At 47.3% G+C, this 17,860-nt stretch carries 15 protein-coding genes; 12 read left to right on the top strand and 3 right to left on the bottom strand.

Annotated features, from left to right (window positions below):
• Window positions 1-4: 4 nt before the first annotated feature.
• Complete coding sequence (locus OEY64_05665; GenBank protein ID MDH5542432.1) at window positions 5-910, bottom strand: cysteine synthase family protein; 906 nt, start codon at window positions 908-910, stop codon at window positions 5-7.
• A 145-nt stretch (window positions 911-1,055) separates the two neighbouring features.
• On the opposite strand from OEY64_05665, the gene ispH reads away from it, so the two are divergent.
• From ispH to OEY64_05705, 8 genes are all read left to right on the top strand, one after another.
• Complete coding sequence (ispH, locus tag OEY64_05670) at window positions 1,056-2,819, top strand: 4-hydroxy-3-methylbut-2-enyl diphosphate reductase (protein MDH5542433.1); 1,764 nt, start codon at window positions 1,056-1,058, stop codon at window positions 2,817-2,819.
• A gap of 349 nt (window positions 2,820-3,168) precedes the next feature.
• Window positions 3,169-3,945, top strand: a complete 777-nt coding sequence (locus OEY64_05675; GenBank protein ID MDH5542434.1) for an AAA family ATPase — start codon at window positions 3,169-3,171, stop codon at window positions 3,943-3,945.
• Between the two features lie 16 nt (window positions 3,946-3,961).
• Window positions 3,962-4,795, top strand: a complete 834-nt coding sequence (locus tag OEY64_05680; GenBank protein MDH5542435.1) for a ParB/RepB/Spo0J family partition protein — start codon at window positions 3,962-3,964, stop codon at window positions 4,793-4,795.
• 574 nt (window positions 4,796-5,369) lie between these two features.
• Window positions 5,370-6,713: a sodium:alanine symporter family protein gene (locus OEY64_05685; GenBank protein MDH5542436.1), complete on the top strand. Its 1,344-nt coding sequence runs from the start codon at window positions 5,370-5,372 to the stop codon at window positions 6,711-6,713.
• Between the two features lie 206 nt (window positions 6,714-6,919).
• Entirely contained in the window at window positions 6,920-7,657 is a 738-nt protein-coding gene (locus OEY64_05690; protein MDH5542437.1) for a flagellar brake protein, read from the top strand.
• Window positions 7,658-7,739: 82 nt separating this feature from the next.
• The gene (locus tag OEY64_05695; GenBank protein MDH5542438.1) at window positions 7,740-9,716 is read left to right on the top strand and encodes a PBP1A family penicillin-binding protein; all 1,977 of its coding nucleotides are present in this window, start codon (window positions 7,740-7,742) and stop codon (window positions 9,714-9,716) included.
• A 69-nt stretch (window positions 9,717-9,785) separates the two neighbouring features.
• The gene (locus OEY64_05700; GenBank protein ID MDH5542439.1) at window positions 9,786-10,400 is read left to right on the top strand and encodes a peptidylprolyl isomerase; all 615 of its coding nucleotides are present in this window, start codon (window positions 9,786-9,788) and stop codon (window positions 10,398-10,400) included.
• A 34-nt stretch (window positions 10,401-10,434) separates the two neighbouring features.
• The gene (locus tag OEY64_05705) at window positions 10,435-10,944 is read left to right on the top strand and encodes a peptidylprolyl isomerase (protein MDH5542440.1); all 510 of its coding nucleotides are present in this window, start codon (window positions 10,435-10,437) and stop codon (window positions 10,942-10,944) included.
• A 20-nt stretch (window positions 10,945-10,964) separates the two neighbouring features.
• On the opposite strand, the gene OEY64_05710 is transcribed toward OEY64_05705, so the two are convergent.
• Entirely contained in the window at window positions 10,965-11,321 is a 357-nt protein-coding gene (locus OEY64_05710) for a helix-turn-helix transcriptional regulator (GenBank protein MDH5542441.1), read from the bottom strand.
• Window positions 11,322-11,753: 432 nt separating this feature from the next.
• Between OEY64_05710 and OEY64_05715 the strand changes: the two genes are divergently transcribed.
• Window positions 11,754-13,181 (top strand): FAD-binding protein, encoded by a 1,428-nt coding sequence (locus tag OEY64_05715; protein ID MDH5542442.1) that lies wholly within the window; start codon window positions 11,754-11,756, stop codon window positions 13,179-13,181.
• A 157-nt stretch (window positions 13,182-13,338) separates the two neighbouring features.
• Window positions 13,339-14,283: a hypothetical protein gene (locus OEY64_05720; protein MDH5542443.1), complete on the top strand. Its 945-nt coding sequence runs from the start codon at window positions 13,339-13,341 to the stop codon at window positions 14,281-14,283.
• 191 nt (window positions 14,284-14,474) lie between these two features.
• Here the strand turns inward: OEY64_05720 and OEY64_05725 are convergent, their stop codons facing one another.
• Window positions 14,475-15,854 carry a cytochrome c family protein gene (locus OEY64_05725; protein ID MDH5542444.1) on the bottom strand — a complete coding sequence of 460 codons (1,380 nt, stop codon included), beginning with the start codon at window positions 15,852-15,854 and terminating at the stop codon, window positions 14,475-14,477.
• 351 nt (window positions 15,855-16,205) lie between these two features.
• Between OEY64_05725 and OEY64_05730 the strand changes: the two genes are divergently transcribed.
• Together OEY64_05730 and trpD are read left to right on the top strand one after the other, a co-directional pair.
• On the top strand, window positions 16,206-16,775 hold the full coding sequence (locus OEY64_05730; GenBank protein ID MDH5542445.1) for an aminodeoxychorismate/anthranilate synthase component II: 570 nt from the start codon (window positions 16,206-16,208) through the stop codon (window positions 16,773-16,775).
• 21 nt (window positions 16,776-16,796) lie between these two features.
• Window positions 16,797-17,810 (top strand): anthranilate phosphoribosyltransferase, encoded by a 1,014-nt coding sequence (gene trpD / locus OEY64_05735; protein ID MDH5542446.1) that lies wholly within the window; start codon window positions 16,797-16,799, stop codon window positions 17,808-17,810.
• Window positions 17,811-17,860: the final 50 nt, after the last annotated feature.

A 17,860-nucleotide genomic window follows, 5' to 3' on the forward strand; every position in this document is an offset into this window, starting at 1 on the left:
TCTCTTATGCTCCTACCATTGCGTCAGCAAAAAATGAAACGACATTTTGTTCCTTTTTCATCCGCGACGCAACATTTAATGAAGCCATCAGCACAGCGCCGGAGGAAACCCCCGCAAGGAGACCCTCCTCTTTCCTTATCTGCTCGGCCATCGACTGCGCGTCACGGGAGGAGACCTTCTCAACGGAATCGATTATATCCATATTAAGGACAGGGGGAATAAAACCAGCTCCGATGCCGTTGATGAAATGCATGCCGGGCTGTCCGCCGGAAAGTACGGAAGACTCTGCAGGCTCCACAGCGACGATCTTCACATCGGGATATTTTGCCTTCAGGCTCTCGCCTACACCGGTTATCGTTCCGCCGGTCCCTACGCCCGAAACGAACGCGTCTATTTTTTTGTTTCCCATCGCCTTAATAATCTCTTTCGCTGTTTTGTTCCTGTGTATCTCCGGATTGGAAGGATTGTTGAACTGGTCGGGATAAAAGAAACTCTTCTCTTTTTTGCAGAGTTTCAAAACCCTCTCCTTCGCACCTCTCAATCCCTTGTCTCCAGATGTAAGCTCTACTTTTGCTCCGAGCTGTTTGAGCATTTTTACCAATACGGTGTTATCGGTATCCGGCATAACTATCACGACGTCATACCCGGCGCGCCTTCCAAAGATGGTCAGACTGATACTGCTGTTGCCTGCGGTCGGCTCGATTATCGTGCCGCCAGGTTTCAGCGCCCCTCGGTTTTCGCCGTCCCTTATCATGTTCAGGGCGATCCTGTCTTTTACGCTTCTGCCCGGATTGCAGTAATCGAGCTTGGCGTAAATGGAAGCGCCGCCGATATTTACAAGTCGATTGAGCTTCACCATCGGGGTGTTGCCCAAAAGCTCCTCCAGCGAATCGTGTACCATTAAGGCCATCCTTGGGGTTAATTCTAATAAACCCGACTAAATGTGTCAAGATTAATTGGGCTAAATCTGTGTGATCTTATATGGAGATAAATTAAGAGCTGGTATTTAAACTTGAAACTTTAAAACTGATGTAGAGAATTTCACCGCAACAGTCATGGAAAATTTGCCAGAGTACAAACCAGGGCATACAATCGACATCATGATCGAAATAAAACTCGCGAAGACTGCCGGCTTCTGCTGGGGGGTGAAGAGGGCGATAGACCTGACGCTCGAAACATCGCGCAAGAAACAGAAGCCTGTTTACACGCTTGGTCCGCTCATCCACAATCCGCAATTAATAGAACTGCTGGAAAGTAAAAAAATACATACAATCAACGGCGTGCAGGGGTTGGACGAATCCGAAGTGATAATCAGGACACACGGGGTTACACCAGGTTTGCGAAGAGAGATAAAGGATTCGGGGCACAAGATAACCGATGCCACCTGTCCCCTGGTTGCGAGGGTTCAGGGGATGATAAAAAAATATTCCGGACTTGGATTTACCATCGTCATTGTCGGCGACGAAGGGCATGCCGAAGTTGTGGGGCTGAAGGGATATTCAAAAACTTCCGTCCATGTGATCGCTGGACCTGACGACGTTTCAAAACTTCCAGACTGTGAAAAAGTTTTTGTCGTTGCGCAGACGACCTGTGACCAGAAAAAATATCTGGAAGCTGTACAGAAGCTGAAAGAAAAATTCTCAAACGTCGAAGTGGGGGAGACCATCTGCGAGGCGACATATGAACGTCAGGATGAAGTGCTGAAACTTGCCGACGAAGTCGAAATGATAATTGTTGTCGGCGGAAAGAATTCCGCCAACACAACGCGTCTTGCCTCCATCGCAAAAGAGAAAGGTGTGAGGGTGCTTCATATCGAAACGGAGAAAGAGATAAGCGAAAAGGATCTTGAGGGTATAAAGAGCGTTGGGGTAACAGCGGGAGCATCGACACCGAAATGGGTGATCGACAGTGTTATTGAAAAGCTGAAAAGTATTTCAACTCCCGCATCGGGATTCATCGGGAAGCTTTCCGAAGGGATAAAGTTTCTTGTGAAGAGCAATATCTATTTGTCGGCAGGAGCGGTGTTGCTTGCATATACAAATTCCGTTGCGATGGGAATCGAATTGCGTGCAGACATACTATTGATCCCTTTCTCCGGGATACTTTCCACCTATCTTGTATACCAGTTATTGAACTCGTCACAACTTGTCTTGAGCAACAGGAAAAAATATCTCTATCATCTGGAATATAAAAATCTCTTCTGGGTTATGGTGGCGGTTTCATTTGTCACAGGTTTTTATCTCTCTAACCTGATAGGTGTTGCGGCAGTTATTATCTTCTCGTCTGTCGCACTCTTTGGCGCCATATATGGCTTTAGTGAAATTGGAGAAGGGGGGGTATCACGATTATCTCTCTTGAGGGCGATACCTGCTTCCAAAGGGATCTTCTCCGCGCTTGCATGTATTGCCTACACGGTAGCTATTCCATACCTGTCATCCGAGGAGAAGGTAGTCGTTTTGGTTCCCTTTCTTTTTACACTCGGTGTTGCCTATGTAAGGTCGGTGCTCCATGAGTTGAGGGATGTTTCTGGCGATCAGGTATTCGGGAAAGAGGTGATACCGGTTATTCTCGGCGTTGAAAAGGCGGGGCGGATGTTGCTTGGGGTCATTCTGTTTATAGGAGTGGTAATCGTTTACGGGATAGTCTCTGGGATACCCTTTGCTCCCTTGCTCGGGATGTCGGCAGGAGCGCTATACCTCCTCTGGTTTTTAGTTTTCGGAAGGGGGAAGGGGTGGCAGGCATCGCTTCGCTATGAACTCTTTCTGGATGGCCAGTTCTACATAATCGGAACAGCAACAATAATTGCGGGGTTGATTTAAAAAAGGGCTGAGACCGGATGTTCCACGTGGAACATTTATTCTGCGCGGAATTTGAAACAGCTCCTTCCTGCGATCTGCCCAGTAAATGTTCCACGTGGAACACTGCACAAATGCCCATATTATCGACGCCAAATCCTTCTTGCAGAAAGGAAGAGCCCTCTCTACAAAAATCCTGATCTTCTATAGTATCCAGAGCTTTTTCCATCCATTTTCGGCCCCTACTCCAAAGGATATTTTCGCCTTATATTTCCGGAAACAGCGGATTATTAATTACTTCAGGTTTTGCCCGTAAACAGATTTGATATTTTTGTTGCCGATAAAAATAACCGCTGGTACACTTCATCCCAAGTTGAAATTTACTATTGCCATATCGAATCAAAAAGGTGGGGTTGGAAAAACCACTACTTCAATAAATCTTGGTGCGTGTCTTGCCATGTCAGGGATGAAAACTCTCATTATTGACCTCGACCCGCAGGCGAACGCAACATCGGGACTAGGATTGCATATTGATTCCGAGTACAGCATCTATAGAGCATTGATGGGGGAGGGTGCCAGCAACGGCATCATCCGAAGTACAGCAGTCGATAATCTTCAGATAATATCTTCGGACATTAATCTTATTGGAGCGGAGATAGAGCTGCTCTCGATGGATAACAGGGAGTTCATGCTGAAAAAGGTTATCGAGTCTATTCCGGACGATTTTGATTTTGTTATTATCGATTGTCCCCCTTCCCTTGGGGTATTGACCGTGAACGGGCTGACAGCGGCCAACTCGGTTATCATTCCTCTTCAGACAGAGTACTATGCGCTGGAGGGATTGAAACAGCTGATGGATACGATCGAAAGGATAAGGGGGTCGTATAATCCTTCGCTGGAAATCGAAGGGGTGCTCTTTACCATGTATGATGGAAGGACTACCCTTTCCAACCAGGTTGTTCAGGAGGTTCGGTCGCATTACAAAAGCAATATTTTCAAAACGGTCATCCCGAGGAACATTAGGGTTTCGGAGGCTCCGAGTCACGGCCTCCCTATTACGATGTATGATGCGAAATCAAAAGGTGCTGACGCGTATATTGATCTGGCGAGAGAGCTTATAACGAAGCACAGGGATATTCTGGAAAAGTAGAAGAGGAGTAGAGGATTTGTCTACCAGGAAAGCTTTGGGAAAAGGTCTTTCGGCTCTTATGCCGACCCAGGGGGAGGTCGCCTTACGGGTGACCGAAGTCCCTATCGCACAGATCGTCGCGAACAAGTATCAGCCGAGAACGGTATTCAAGGATGATAAGATCCGGGAGCTTGCCGAATCGATAAAGGAGAACGGGATCATCCAGCCGATACTTGTGCAGAGGGTGGGTGACAAATATGAGATCATCGCGGGGGAGCGACGTTTCAGGGCTTGCAGGTATTTAAGGAAAGAAACGATACCGGCGATAATCAAAAGTGTTCAGAAGAGAGAGTCGCTGGCGCTTGCCCTTGTGGAGAACATCCAGCGCGAAGAGCTCAATCCCATCGAAGAGGCGAAGGCCTACAAAATTCTGATGGAGGAGTTCACGCTTACCCAGGAAGATGTCGGGAAGAAAGTCGGGCGTGACCGCTCTTCCGTTGCAAACACTCTTCGTCTCCTGAAACTTCCAAAAGATATCCAGCGAGACATCGAATCCGGCTCATTGACCATGGGGCACGCGAGAGCGATTCTCGCTTGCGAAACAGAACCGGCAATGATGGAGATGCGAAAACAGATCTTGAAGTATGGTCTCAACGTGCGTGACGTTGAAGCGAAGGCGAGAAAAAATAAGAGCGCAAAATCGAAATCCAAGTCTGCATCGCTCGATCCGTTTCTCAGAAATTTTGTTGAGACTATGCAAAAGACATTTTCCACAAAGGTGCATATCAAGCCGAATAAAAAAGGTGGCGGCTTAGTGACCATAGAATATTATTCGACCGAGGACCTTGAGCGAATAATCGAGAGCATCTGAACCGGCTCCAAAAATTTCTTTCATAATCTATTTCGGCTTCAATCGATCTCACCCAAACGTCTATAGCTCTCACTTCTCGTTTGGCGGTTGAGAAATCCGCACTTCTCTATTCGTTCCCTTTCAGCGTGGAGAGGGAGAATAAAGTTGGGACTCCGAATTGGGATTTGACATGAGCGATAGCCGATTATATATATTACCATACGATATTATATATATTACGATATTCGTTTTATATCTCTCCTCCATTTTTTCATAGTTCGTGACAAGCAAACACTATTTTATGTATTCTTGAGTGAGCGGTCTGGTAATAAATCGTAAAGGGGTGGTTCATTGAAATCTGCTGAGATTGGATCGGTCGTCTTTCCGGATATGGTGATGTATATCCTATCTCGACATTGGGGAGAAAACTCGGAGGCTTTATTGCGCTCCTGAGAATAGGTATGATACCCCTTTCTGCAGTAATTTTGGGTTCAGGATTCGTAGAGGAGATGGAATAGCATAAGGATCCTGCGAAGGGGAGTTTAACATGTCCGAACTTCGGACATCATATTGACGGGAGGCACGACGGAAGGTGATGGGGAGTTTAACTGAAATTACAGGGAGCATAGCCGGTTTCTTCTGGGGGACGCCGATGATTGTTCTTCTCGGCTTTACCAGTATCTATCTGACCGTTGGAATGCGTTTCATACAGTTCCGAAAACTGTTCCAGGCTTTTAAAATCCTTTACGGTTCAATTAACAGAAGCGCGGGGAAAAAGGGTGATATCTCCCCCATGCAGGCGCTGACCACCGCCCTGTCCGCGACGGTCGGCACAGGAAATATAGCTGGTGTGGCAACCGCAATAACGGCCGGCGGTCCCGGTGCGCTTTTCTGGATGTGGATCATGGGGCTGGTCGGGATGGGGACCAAGTTTGCAGAGATCCTTTTAAGCCTTCAATACAGAGGGACCGATTCCGAGGGGAGGATGGTCGGCGGGCCGATGTATTACATTGAGCATGGTCTCGGGAGCAGGAAGTTGGCTGTCATGTTCGCGTTATGTGGTGTTGCCGCATCGTTTGGTCCGGGGAACATGGTGCAGAGCCATTCAATAGCGGTTGCGGTAAAGGATCTCTTTGGCGTGGCGCCACTGTTGACCGGTCTGGTTTCGGCATTTTGTGTAGCGCTGATAATTTTGGGCGGAATTGTACGCATAGGCCGGGTGACCGAGGCGCTTGTCCCTTTTATGGCGGGATTTTATATTCTTGGCGGGTTGATCATTTTGATAATGAATATCGCGCAACTCCCGTCGGCTATCTGGCTGATTTTGGAATCTGCTTTCTCGCCGGTTGCGGCGACCGGCGGTTTTGCCGGGGCAACCGTTAAGGAAGCTCTACGTTTCGGTGTGGCGCGGGGTGTATTTTCAAATGAGGCGGGTTTGGGTTCAGCGCCGATAGCCCACGCGGCCGCAAAGACCGACAAACCGTCCGAGCAGGCTCTGATAGGAATGCTCGGTGTATTTATAGATACCCTTGTAATATGCAGTATCACCGGACTTGTGATAGTGGTCACTGGTATGTGGCAGAGCGAATTCAACGGCGCGGAGCTGACTATGAGGGCTTTTGATGCCGGTATGCCGGGGAGCAATTACGGTGGCAAGATTGTCAGTTTCGGCCTGATACTTTTTGCCTTTACTACCTTTATCGGGTGGTCGTATTACGGATTGCAGTGCGTTGAATATCTCCTCGGCCTGAAGACCGCTCTGGCGTACAGATGGGTTTTCGTTGGGGTCATCGTTCTCGGTTCACAGCTGAAGCTCGACCTGATCTGGAATATCGTTGATATTATGGTCGCGATGATGGCAATACCGAACCTTATCGCGCTTCTGGGAATGAGCCGGATGATCTTCAAGACAGTAAACGACGGGGAGGATTTAAGATAATCCCCCGATAGTTTTCAGTGAAACGGGAGGTTTTTGCCGGAAATTCATTCAAAGGGGGAGATTGTTCCCAAATGCTTTAATACTTTATAATTTTCTCAAGGCAAATGCGTTATAGTTGGTGACAATGCGCCATGATAGATGGCAATATGGCGACAGGGCATATAAAATAAATAAACAGAGCGAAAGATACTTGGAGACATGACGAAATGGGAATTACCGATTTCCTGAAAAGGAACACCGGTCCGGATGAAAACACAAAGGCCCATCTGAAGGAAATTTCGATAGGGAATACCGAGATAAATATACATATTGGGAAAGAAAAGACCCTTTTTTCCAGCACGATAGTTGAATTGGATATGGTGGGTGACGAGATACAATCAATTCTGATCGATACCCTTATCCCGGAATCGGGAAACGAACTCCTGAAGAAAAATCCTAATATTCTGGTAGCCTATTTTTTTCGCGGAGCATCATACAAATTTGAATGTAAATTCACCGGCATAAGGAAAGGAAAATACGACTCCCTTAAGCTGTCGGTGCCCACCAAAATTTTGAAAACCGGCGGTCAGAGCTATGAGAGGAGTTCCTTTCGGGCGGCGACGACCATGTTTGCCCCTATTCTGTTCACCATAAACGATATAGAGGAAAAGGCTTCCGATATAAGTACGGGGGGGCTGAGTTTCAATACCTTGCAGAACCTGGAGCTCCTTCATGCCACCGGTGAGGAATTCGATATTGATCTGAAAATACCCTCCCAGAATGTTGAAATGACGCTAGCCGCAAAGGTCTGCCTCTTTTTGCCCAGGGTGGTTACCGTGAAGAATCAGCGAAAAAACCGCTGCGCGTTGCAATTCACAAAATTGAGGCTACCGGAGGAGGAGGCTATCTCTCAATACATAATGGAGAGACAGCGCGAAGACCTCCAGAAAACAAGAGCGGAATAATTACTGCTCCTTTTCGGTTTCACTCCTCCTTAATATCTTCGTTTTCTTTCCTTGAGCGGTATTTTCCAAGTAAACTTCGGTTATGTTAAAAAAACCGTTTTTTACCGTCGCGGTTATCGCGGGGATAATATCCGGCGCGTTTGTTGGGTTCCTCTTTGCCGAATACTCACAACTTCCGGATATCAGGGGATTGCAGGAATTCAGGCCGCCGATTGTAAGCAAGGTATATTCGGATGACAACCAGCTTGTCGCGGAGTTCTTCGAGGAGAACAGGAGGCTTCTCAAATATGAGGATATTCCCAAATCCGCGATAGACGCCGTCCTGGCAATCGAAGATCACAAGTTTTTCAGCCATAAAGGTGTTCGCATCGTCAGTATCCTCCGCGCCCTTTGGGTCGATATCAAGTCGATGGGTTATGTTCAGGGGGGTAGCACTATCACGCAACAGCTTGCCAAGACGCTATTTCTTACTCCGCAAAAAACATTTTCGAGAAAGGTGGAGGAGTTGCTCATCTCTTTTCAGCTAGAGTTACAGTATACAAAGGAGGAGATATTAACTTTTTATTTCAACCAGATATATTTTGGCGAGCTGGCATACGGCCTTGAAGCCGCCGCTCAAACCTATTTCGGTCATGAGGCGAAGAGTCTTTCTGTCTCCGAGTCGGCGCTATTGGCGGGACTTCTAAAGGGGCCTACAATCTATTCCCCATATAAAAACATGGTGGCTGCGGTTTTCCGAAGGAATCTCGTGCTTCGAAGGATGTACGAAGAAAGTTTTATCAATGAGATCAATTATAAAATTGCAGTGGCGGAACCTGTAAGTCTTGTTCCGAAAGAGAGGAAAAATATCGCCCCCTATTTTATCGAGGAACTCCGCATGAGTGTTGAGAAGAAAGTCAGCGGCATCAGGCTTAGAAAGGAAGGATTCGAAATATTTTCAAGCCTTAATATCGAACTTCAGAAAATAGCAGAGAAGGCGGTTGAGAACGGTTTGCTTGCAATAGAATCAAGGGTAAGAAAGAGAATGGGTGGGGAGTTGCCTGAAAATTATCATCCAGTACAGGCCGCCCTGGTAGCGATTGAGCCGGCGACAGGTGAGGTAAAGGCTCTAGTCGGTGGAAGAAATTTCGGTGAGAGCGAGTTCAACAGGGCGACAATGGCGCTCAGGCAGCCAGGATCCGCCTTTAAACCGATTGTATATCTCACCGCACTCGAACAGGGGTATACGGCATCAAGCATTATCATCGATTCACCCGTTATATTTAATGAGGATCAGATAGGGATGAGATGGAAACCGGCCAATTACTCGAATAAATTTTACGGCCCGGTCACCATAAAAAGGGCGCTTGCCGATTCTCTCAACGTCGCTACCGTGAAACTCTATCTTGACCTTGAAAAAGGGAGTGTGATCGAAATGTCGAAACGGCTTGGAATAGACAGGGAGTTTAAGGATGATCCCACGCTTTCGCTCGGGAGCGGAGAGGTAACGCTTTTGGAGCTTGTCAACGCATATTCGACTTTCGCCAATTATGGCATCAAAAATAACCCTTCGTTCTTTAGGAACATAAGTTCGGAAAGTGGCGATAGGCTTCTTGAATTGGAGAAAACGTTTTTTGAGGCGATATCTCCTCAGAACGCATTTTTGATAACGACATTCCTGAAGGAGGTCGTACGGAGTGGAACCGGAAATATCGCTCAGGATGCGGGGGTGAATGTTGCCGCAAAAACAGGGACAACGGACAACTTTACCGATGCGTGGTTCGTGGGATTTTCCCCCGGTCTTGCTGTCGGCGTATGGGTTGGTTACGACAATGCCGGATCGCTTGGGGAGGGTGAAACCGGGGCGATGGCGGCCGGCCCTATTTGGACCGAGTTCATGTCATCCGCCCTGAAGATAATCGGCGATGATCCCTTTGAGATTCCAGAAACGATCATTGCGGTTGATGTAGATATCAAGACCGGGCTTTTGGCAAATCATGAATGCGGAGTTTCGGAGAGGCAATATTTCATAGTTGGGACGGAGCCTCGCGAGCTCTGCGGTGAAATAAATGGCGAATAAGTTAGAATTGAATAATATTTCTAAAGTATAATTTAGAAACTTTTTGAAGAGTATTTAATAGGAGAGAAGATGAAGTACCGATATTTCTGGATTTTTGCGTTTGTTGGCTGTCTGTTCATTTTTCCGCAGAACTCATTTTCCGAACAGGTTGGAAAAGCCGGATCAGGCTCGGCGGCTTCCGATGAAGAGCTTGGAACCGGCGAAGAGGTCGCATTCCTAAAAACTTCGCTTGGAACTATAGTTATCTCATTTTTTCCAGAAAAGGCCCCAAAACATGTCGAAAACTTCAAAAAACTTGCAAAAAAGGGATTCTATAACGGCACATATTTTCACAGGGTGATTCCCGGCTTCATGATCCAGGGGGGAGATCCGAATACCAAGGATGAAGATCGCACAAATGACGGAATGGGGGGTTCCGGGACGCACCTTCAGGCGGAGTTCAATGATATCCCTCACAACAGAGGGATCGTTTCGATGGCAAGGAGCAGGGATCCAAATTCGGCAAGTTCTCAGTTTTTCATCATGGTCGCCCGTGCCCAGCATCTTGATGGTCAATACTCCGTCTTCGGGCGAGTGAGAAGAGGGATGAAAGTGGTAGACAAGATAGTTAATGCAAAAAAAGATCAGTATGATAACCCGGTTGAAAAGGTAATCCTGGAATCGGTCACGATCCAGAAGATGTAGAAAATTCTATAATTTTTAAATTTTAGGCAGGGATATGGCAAAAAAGAAAAGTGAAAAACTAACCGACGGTAAAAGCGCTATTTTAAAAACTACACTAGGCGAAATTGAATTGGAGTTTTTACCCGAAAAAGCACCGAAACATGTAGAGAATTTTATTAGCCTCGGGAGCGAAGGTTTTTACGATGGTACCTACTTTCATCGCGTGATCCCCGGCTTCATGATCCAGGGTGGGGACCCCAATACCAAGGATGGTGATCGCTCAACCGCAGGATATGGCGGATCCGGCAAAAATGTCGACGCGGAGTTTAACGATACAAAACATGCAAGAGGCATAGTTTCGATGGCGAGATCGCAGGACCCGAATTCTGCAAGCTCCCAGTTTTTTATAATGGTTGCGGATTCCCCGCATCTCGATGGACAGTACTCGGCCTTCGGGAGAGTTACAAAGGGGATGGATGTGGTAGATAAAATTGTTTCATCCGAAAGGGACGACAGGGATAATCCTCTCGAAAGCATATTTATTGAATCAGTGACGATAAAATAAATACGGGTTCCGATTCCCTTTCAATAATGGAGTTCGAGGGTCATTGCCGAAACTTTTTCCTTTTTCAGGATTCCGCCCCACTCGGTAATGGCTTGAACTATTTTATCGAAGTGTGTCCCTTTTGGTGACAGAAAGTATTCCACTCTCGGGGGAGCTTCAGGGTAGATAGTCTTTATTATTATCCCTTCCCGCTCCAGCTCCTTGAGTCTTGTGGAAAGAATTTTCGGGCTGATCCCTTCCAGGGCGTTTTTTAGTTCGTTGAATCGTTTTTTCCCTGAATGTAATTCATGCAGAATCTGTATGCTCCACCTCCCTTCCAGTATGGCGACTGCCTTTTTGAAGTTGTCGGTTGAAGTATTTTCGTCTTTTATATCCATTTGTATTTGTTATTATATTCCCTGTTTATACCGGTACCAATAAGATACTATCGGCTATTATCACATAAACTTTGCAATTTTTGTCGATTTTTTTCCTGGTTTGATCCGTTCAACTATTCATAATCGAACCAGTGACACGCTATTTACTGTATCAATATTTCAAATGTTGCTATTCGATAAATTTTAATTGGGATTTTTCCAAAATATTTTTTGGCGAATGGTGCAAAAGCAGATGAACTGTAACATAATTTTTGTATAAATAGGCGTAAATCGAATAACTAACCGTTCGGTCAGCGAATATGCTTATTTTACTGTTTCCGCTTCGTGTTTCGGGTTTTTTATTTGGCGCTATTTTTTGGGGATTGTTTGATCCTGCAAACTCCGTCCCTAGATATTTTTCTATCGCTCCACCTTTTCAGCTATTCTTTACCAATGGGCGAGCAAGATTTTTCGACTTTCACAAACTTCACCGACAGCTCCGATTGGTCAAAGCGGATAGGGTCGGCCATATCCGAGATACGGTCAAAATGCAGAAGCGCAACCACAGAAAAGAGCGATCTTCTCCTGTATGCCTTCGATGCCACAAAACGTACACACCTTCCGGATTGTGTCGTCTTCCCGGAGGGTGCTGAAGAAGTTTCGGCAGTCATGAAAATCTGCTCGAAGTACAAAATCCCTGTCACCCCTAGAGGGGCCGGGACCGGTTTTGCCGGTGGCGCCGTTCCGATATCGGGAGGTGTCGTTCTGGTATTTACGAAAATGAACCGAATATTGAATCTCAACCGTGAGAGTCTTTTTGTGGAAGTTGAACCCGGGATTGTGAATGCCGAGCTGGGCGCACTCCTTGCCAAGGAGGGGTTGTTCTACCCCCCCGATCCCGCTTCGCTAAAAAGTTCCACTATCGGGGGGAACGTTTCGACAGGGGCCGGGGGTCCGAGCGCGGTGAAGTATGGAGTCACCGCGGATTATGTAATGGGATTAACCGCGATCCTCCCGAATGGGGATATAATCGAGACAGGAATAAAAACCGAAAAAGGTGTAGTTGGGTACAACCTGACAAAACTGCTGGTCGGCTCTGAAGGTACTCTCGGGGTTATCACAAAGATCCGATTGAAGGTGGTGCCGATACCTGAGAAGGTTTTCACTTCTGCCGTATTTTTTCCGGGGAGAAGGGAAGCGACTGATGCGGCAATTCTGATACTTCAAAAAGGGATCAGGCCGAGGACACTTGAGTATATTGATAAAACCGCGTTGAATTGTGTAACCGAATTCACCGGTTTGGTTCTCCCTTCCAGAGGGGAGACAATGCTCCTTATAGAAACCGACGGGAAAGAAGAGAACGCGAAAAGGGAGATGGATGATGTGGAAAAGATCTGTCTCTCCAGCGGTGCTGTAAAATTCGATCTTGCATCTACAAAAATTGAGGCCGAGAAACTTTGGGAGATCAGGCGCTCCATCTCCCCTTCACTGCGGAAACTGAGTCCGACCAAAATCAACGAGGATATTACCGTACCGCGGAACAGAATTGCCGATCTCATGGAGCGCCTTGATCGGCTATCGGAAAAAAGCGGAATACCAATCGTAAACTTCGGCCACGCGGGGGATGGGAATATTCATGTGAATGTAATGACGGATCAGAACAAGAAAGACGAATACCGTCTTGCGTTAGAAATAGTGGACGAAATATTCGATATTACGCTTGAACTGGATGGAACCATTTCGGGGGAACATGGGGTAGGGGTAGCGAAAAAACCTTACATAGCAAAGGAGCTTGGTAGAGGAACCATAGAGATCAGCAAGGCGCTAAAGAAGGCCTTTGACCCGGATAATATCCTCAATCCCGGAAAAATCTTCCCTTGACCAGAAATCTGTTTTCCTAAAGTTTTCCTTCCAATTAAATTTTACAGAGCCGATTTGCACCCTTCCGTATTAAACTATAGTTAGCAGGAGCGAGCCGGGAATGGCAGCACTGTTTTGCAATCGATTCCCGGATCTCTATCCATGCAGGAGGAGCAGTTTGGCAAGCGGGCAGGAGAACAAGAAGGAGCGCTTAACTCTGGCGAAGATAATTTCCCTCGACGAATGGAGGGAATCGCGGGGCGAAGGGAACCGCATCAATGCTATGCCGTTCAGGCTGATGCGGATGAAGGTAAAGAAGGTAGCCTCCGCCTCGGAAAGGGAGCGTGCTTTCCATGAGCCGGGTGGGAGGGAGTCGACGGAGCTTGAAAATATCCGTATCGCCAATTATCTAATAACCGTTGCAACGTCGGTAACGGATAAAAAGGAGAAGATACGCCTCGCGGAGGAGGCGATTTCGGTTTTTCCTCACTGTTCAGCCGCGTTCAATATCCTTGCCCTCGAGAAGGCCAGAGGCGCTGTCGAGAAGTTTGGTTATTTCAAGAAGGGTGTGGATAGCGGGGAATTTTTCACCCGTACAAATATAGCCGATTTCGGGAAGAAGTATTCTGAACTGGAAAGACATCCATACCTCATCTCATTGAAGGGGGCAGGGGATACCCTCTGGGAAATGGGGGAGCATGAATCTTCTCTCGGCTATTACTGGAAAGTTATTCGCCTCGACGAAAACGACAAGCTTGGCGCTGTGCAGATCCTTGCCGCTCGATTGCTGGAGCTTGGGAAGGGGTTTGTCCTGGATAAATTTTTATCTACAAGCTACGGGGATAAAGGTGTTGCGCTCCCTTGGGTAAAGGGGCTTCACTATTTTAAAGAGGGTCGTTTCGAGGAGGCGCACGATGAGATTTTGTTTGCCTTGAAGAACTTCCCCGGTGTTTTCCACTATTTATCCGGTGAAAAGGATTTGCCTAAAAAAATCCCGCCATACGAGGAGATATCGGGCATGATGCTCGATGCATGGGCCGGGTCGTTACTGAAGGAGTTGTGGCACGGTTCACCAGCGGCTTTGGCATGGCTCAAGGGGATACGGAAAAACCTTCATCATTAAAAAATCGAAAAGATATTCCGGAAATATATCTTTCGCTTACCGATTCAAGTTCAAAGCAGAAATGTTAAAGCCACAGTTCGCTATTTCACTACACGATATTTTATCTGCACAAATCCGAATTCATATGATTTCGTCTCTATCTTTCTAAGTTTGATATCGGCGGGCAGAGGACCGAACAGCCTCTGCTTTCCTTAATCATCGTCATCGTGATCGCGGCCCCGCTTGAATAGTCTGAAGTCATGTTCGTCATCGTCATCGTGTTCCCGGCTTTTTCTTTCGCCTCCTCGACCTTCCCCCTCATGTTCCCTTCCGGTAGGGTGGCATTTCACGCAGTTCGAATAATCCCTTATCCCCTCTTCGCGATGCTCTCTGGCTACGCTTCTTTCGGTATGGTCGTGACACCCGGAATAGCAGTCATATTTATCAAGGGATACCGGATGGCACGTTTCACATGTATTTGTTTTCCTTTTTGAGCGGTGCTGTATGGGGAACCGGTGTTCAAAATCGGCTGGTTTCCATTTTTCCGTGTAGTGGCATTTGCCGCAATTTTCTTTGGTTGGGAAATGTTTAAGAGTGAGCTTGTGGCAGGAGAGGCAGTCGCTCCGACGGTTCAATTCCCTGTGATCGAATTTAGCCGGCTTCCATTTTTTTGTGCCATGACATTTGCCGCAGTTCCCGCTGGTCTGGAAATGTTTAGGCGTCAGTTTGTGGCAGGAGAGGCAGTCGTCTTCAGAGCGGATCTTTCCATGATCGAATACAGCCGGTTTCCACTTCTTCGTAGAATGGCATTTGACGCAATCTTCCCTCGATTCCACATGCCGAGCCGGCAACTGGTGACATGTAAAACATGCGGTACCGGAGGTGAGTGATGAATGGCTGAAAGAAATTGTCTTCCAGTTCTTTGTACCGTGACAAAGTTTGCAGTCATCCTTTGAAGCCATATGTTTTAGCGGCAGTTTATGGCAAACTTCGCAACTGTCATTACTGCCGAGAGTTTTGTGATCAAAGGAGGTTACCTTCCAGTTCTTGGTTGTATGGCACGCTACGCAGGTAGCCGTGGTGATGACATGCTTTGCGGTTATCGGATGGCAGGATTGACAGTTCCCGTCCTTGCCGACAACGGCGTGGTCGAATTTAGCGGGTCGCCAGGCATCCATCACATGGCAGTTCTTGCAGTCCTGAACCTTGACGGCAGTATGTTTCTCACCGAGGCGGTGGCACTCAAGACAGTTGGTATCCTTGCTGATGTTTTGATGGGCTTCAACGGTCGTGATCTTGGCTGTCGTCCCCTTATGGTCTGTATGGCATCTCAGACAGCCGTCAGTCTTCAGGTGCCCGGTGAAGATCCCCTTTTTTTCTCCCCAGGCGGCATTATCGTGGCATTTTGCTGATGTGCAGGAAACTCCGCCCGGCTCTTCGAAGGTCTTATGGCAATCTCCACAATCCTGTATATTCGCATGTTTCGCATGAAGGTCACCGGGGGAATAGAACCTGTCCGGGAAGAGGGAGAAGGTAGCAAATATTATCAAACCTAAAAGGGCTATAAGAGAAAGAACCGATTTTGTATTCATCCAAATTTTCCTGCGTATTCGAAGTTGTGGTGAAAAGTAATTATTCTTTGCGTCTCTGTTACTTTTACATCAAACATAAATTTCTTTGCAAGAAAATATGCTTTTCATTTACATAATATTACAAATCGAGAAGATACTCAAAAAAGGTCGGAAAAACTCCAACAATCTGTAAACCCAGGTTTGGTATATAAATATCACTTTACCGCAATTTATGTAAATTGCGATTTAAGCAGTTCAGGTAGCCGGTTCATGGATGATCTTTGCAGGGTGGATCATTGCGGTCTGATTATATTGGATATCAGAATCAATAACCTAATGTATTTGGGCTGAATTCTACTTATAATACCTCGCATGGTTTTGGTGTTGGACAATTACGATTCGTTTACCTACAACCTCGTCCAGTACCTTCTGGAACTGGGGGAGGAGGTCAAGGTTTTCAGGAACGATGAAATAACCGTCGATGAGATGGAAGAGATGAAGCCGAAAGGGATAGTTATCTCCCCCGGTCCATGCACTCCAAAGGACGCGGGTATCTCGATTTCAGTGGTAACCAGGCTCAAAGGGGTATTTCCGATTCTCGGCGTCTGTCTCGGCCACCAGTCAATATGCCAGGCTTTCGGCGCGGAAATCGTCAAGGCGGATAACCTGATGCATGGCAAGACTTCGCAAATTACCCATGATGGCAAAGGGATATTCAAAGGGATCCCTTCACCCTTTACAGCCACCAGGTATCATTCACTTGTTGCCCGGCGGGATACCATACCGGACGAGCTGGAGATAACCGCGACAGTGACAGGGGAGGATGTCGTCATGGGGGTCAGGCACAGGGAATACAATATTGAGGGGGTTCAGTTCCATCCGGAATCGATTTTGACCGTTGAGGGGAAATCGATATTGAGGAATTTTCTTGGCAACTGTTAAGGCAGTAGGAGGGGAGGAGATATGGATATAAAAGAGGCTATTTCCAAGGTAGTCGGCGGTGAATCTTTGTCAGAGGAGGAGATGGTCGAGATCATGGAGCAGATCATGTCCGGTCTCGCTACCCCAGCCCAGATAGGGGCCTTTCTCGTGGCGCTGAGGCTGAAAGGTGAAACAATTGAGGAGATTGCCGGGGCGGCTATCGTCATGAGGGAAAAAGCGGTGAAGATCGCCCATCCCCATCTTTCGGTCGTCGACACCTGTGGGACAGGCGGAGACAGCTCGGGGACCTTCAATATTTCAACTACCGCCGCTTTCATAACAGCCGGTGTCGGTCTGCAGGTGGCCAAACATGGGAACCGCTCGGTATCCAGCCAGTCGGGGAGCGCCGATGTGCTGAAATCGCTCGGTGTGAATATCGAGGCCGATGTCGGGAAAGTGGAAAAATCACTCGATAAACATGGCATAGCTTTCCTCTTCGCGCCGCTACTCCACTCCGCCATGAAGCATGCGATAGGACCGAGAAAGGAGATAGGTATCAGGACCATCTTCAACCTCCTCGGGCCGCTGACCAACCCAGCGGGGGCCAAACATCAGGTGATAGGGGTGTACTCAGATTACCTCACGGAACCGCTCGCCAATGTCCTGAAAAGGCTCGGAAGCCAGCATGTTTTCGTCGTTCACGGTTCGGATGGCCTCGATGAGGCTACCCTCACAGGGCCGACGAAAGTCTCGGAACTGAAAGACGGCGTGGTAAAGAACTGGACACTAAATCCCGAGGAGTTCGGCTTTACCCTATGTAAAAGCGAGGATTTAAAGGGGGGGGACCAGAAGGAAAATGCCACTATTACCCTCAATATCCTGAAAGGTGTGGAGAAGGGGGCGAAAAGGGATATCGCTATCCTAAATTCTGCGCTTGCCATTGTCGCCGGAGAGGGGGCTCCCAATCTGAAAGAAGCTATCGCCCTGGCAAATAGGTCGGTTGACAACGGAGCGGCACTAAAAAAGCTGGAAGAGCTACGGGAAACCTTTAATTAGCGTAAAATCATCTGGTTAGCCGATTCCATGGATGTGAACGGCCTTAATAT

Source organism: Nitrospinota bacterium, from assembly GCA_029881495.1.
Lineage (GTDB): Bacteria > Nitrospinota_A > UBA7883 > JACRGQ01 > JACRGQ01 > JAOUMJ01.

Bases quoted from the DNA above. Each gene is read 5' to 3' on its own strand.
- OEY64_05665 (MDH5542432.1), bottom strand. From the start codon at position 910: ATGGCCTTAATGGTACACGATTCGCTGGAGGAGCTTTTGGGCAACACC.
- ispH (MDH5542433.1), top strand. From the start codon at position 1,056: ATGGAAAATTTGCCAGAGTACAAACCAGGGCATACAATCGACATCATG.
- OEY64_05685 (MDH5542436.1), top strand. From the start codon at position 5,370: ATGGGGAGTTTAACTGAAATTACAGGGAGCATAGCCGGTTTCTTCTGG.
- OEY64_05690 (MDH5542437.1), top strand. From the start codon at position 6,920: ATGGGAATTACCGATTTCCTGAAAAGGAACACCGGTCCGGATGAAAAC.
- OEY64_05695 (MDH5542438.1), top strand. From the start codon at position 7,740: ATGTTAAAAAAACCGTTTTTTACCGTCGCGGTTATCGCGGGGATAATA.
- OEY64_05700 (MDH5542439.1), top strand. From the start codon at position 9,786: ATGAAGTACCGATATTTCTGGATTTTTGCGTTTGTTGGCTGTCTGTTC.
- OEY64_05705 (MDH5542440.1), top strand. From the start codon at position 10,435: ATGGCAAAAAAGAAAAGTGAAAAACTAACCGACGGTAAAAGCGCTATT.
- OEY64_05710 (MDH5542441.1), bottom strand. From the start codon at position 11,321: ATGGATATAAAAGACGAAAATACTTCAACCGACAACTTCAAAAAGGCA.
- OEY64_05715 (MDH5542442.1), top strand. From the start codon at position 11,754: ATGGGCGAGCAAGATTTTTCGACTTTCACAAACTTCACCGACAGCTCC.
- OEY64_05725 (MDH5542444.1), bottom strand. From the start codon at position 15,854: ATGAATACAAAATCGGTTCTTTCTCTTATAGCCCTTTTAGGTTTGATA.
- OEY64_05730 (MDH5542445.1), top strand. From the start codon at position 16,206: ATGGTTTTGGTGTTGGACAATTACGATTCGTTTACCTACAACCTCGTC.
- trpD (MDH5542446.1), top strand. From the start codon at position 16,797: ATGGATATAAAAGAGGCTATTTCCAAGGTAGTCGGCGGTGAATCTTTG.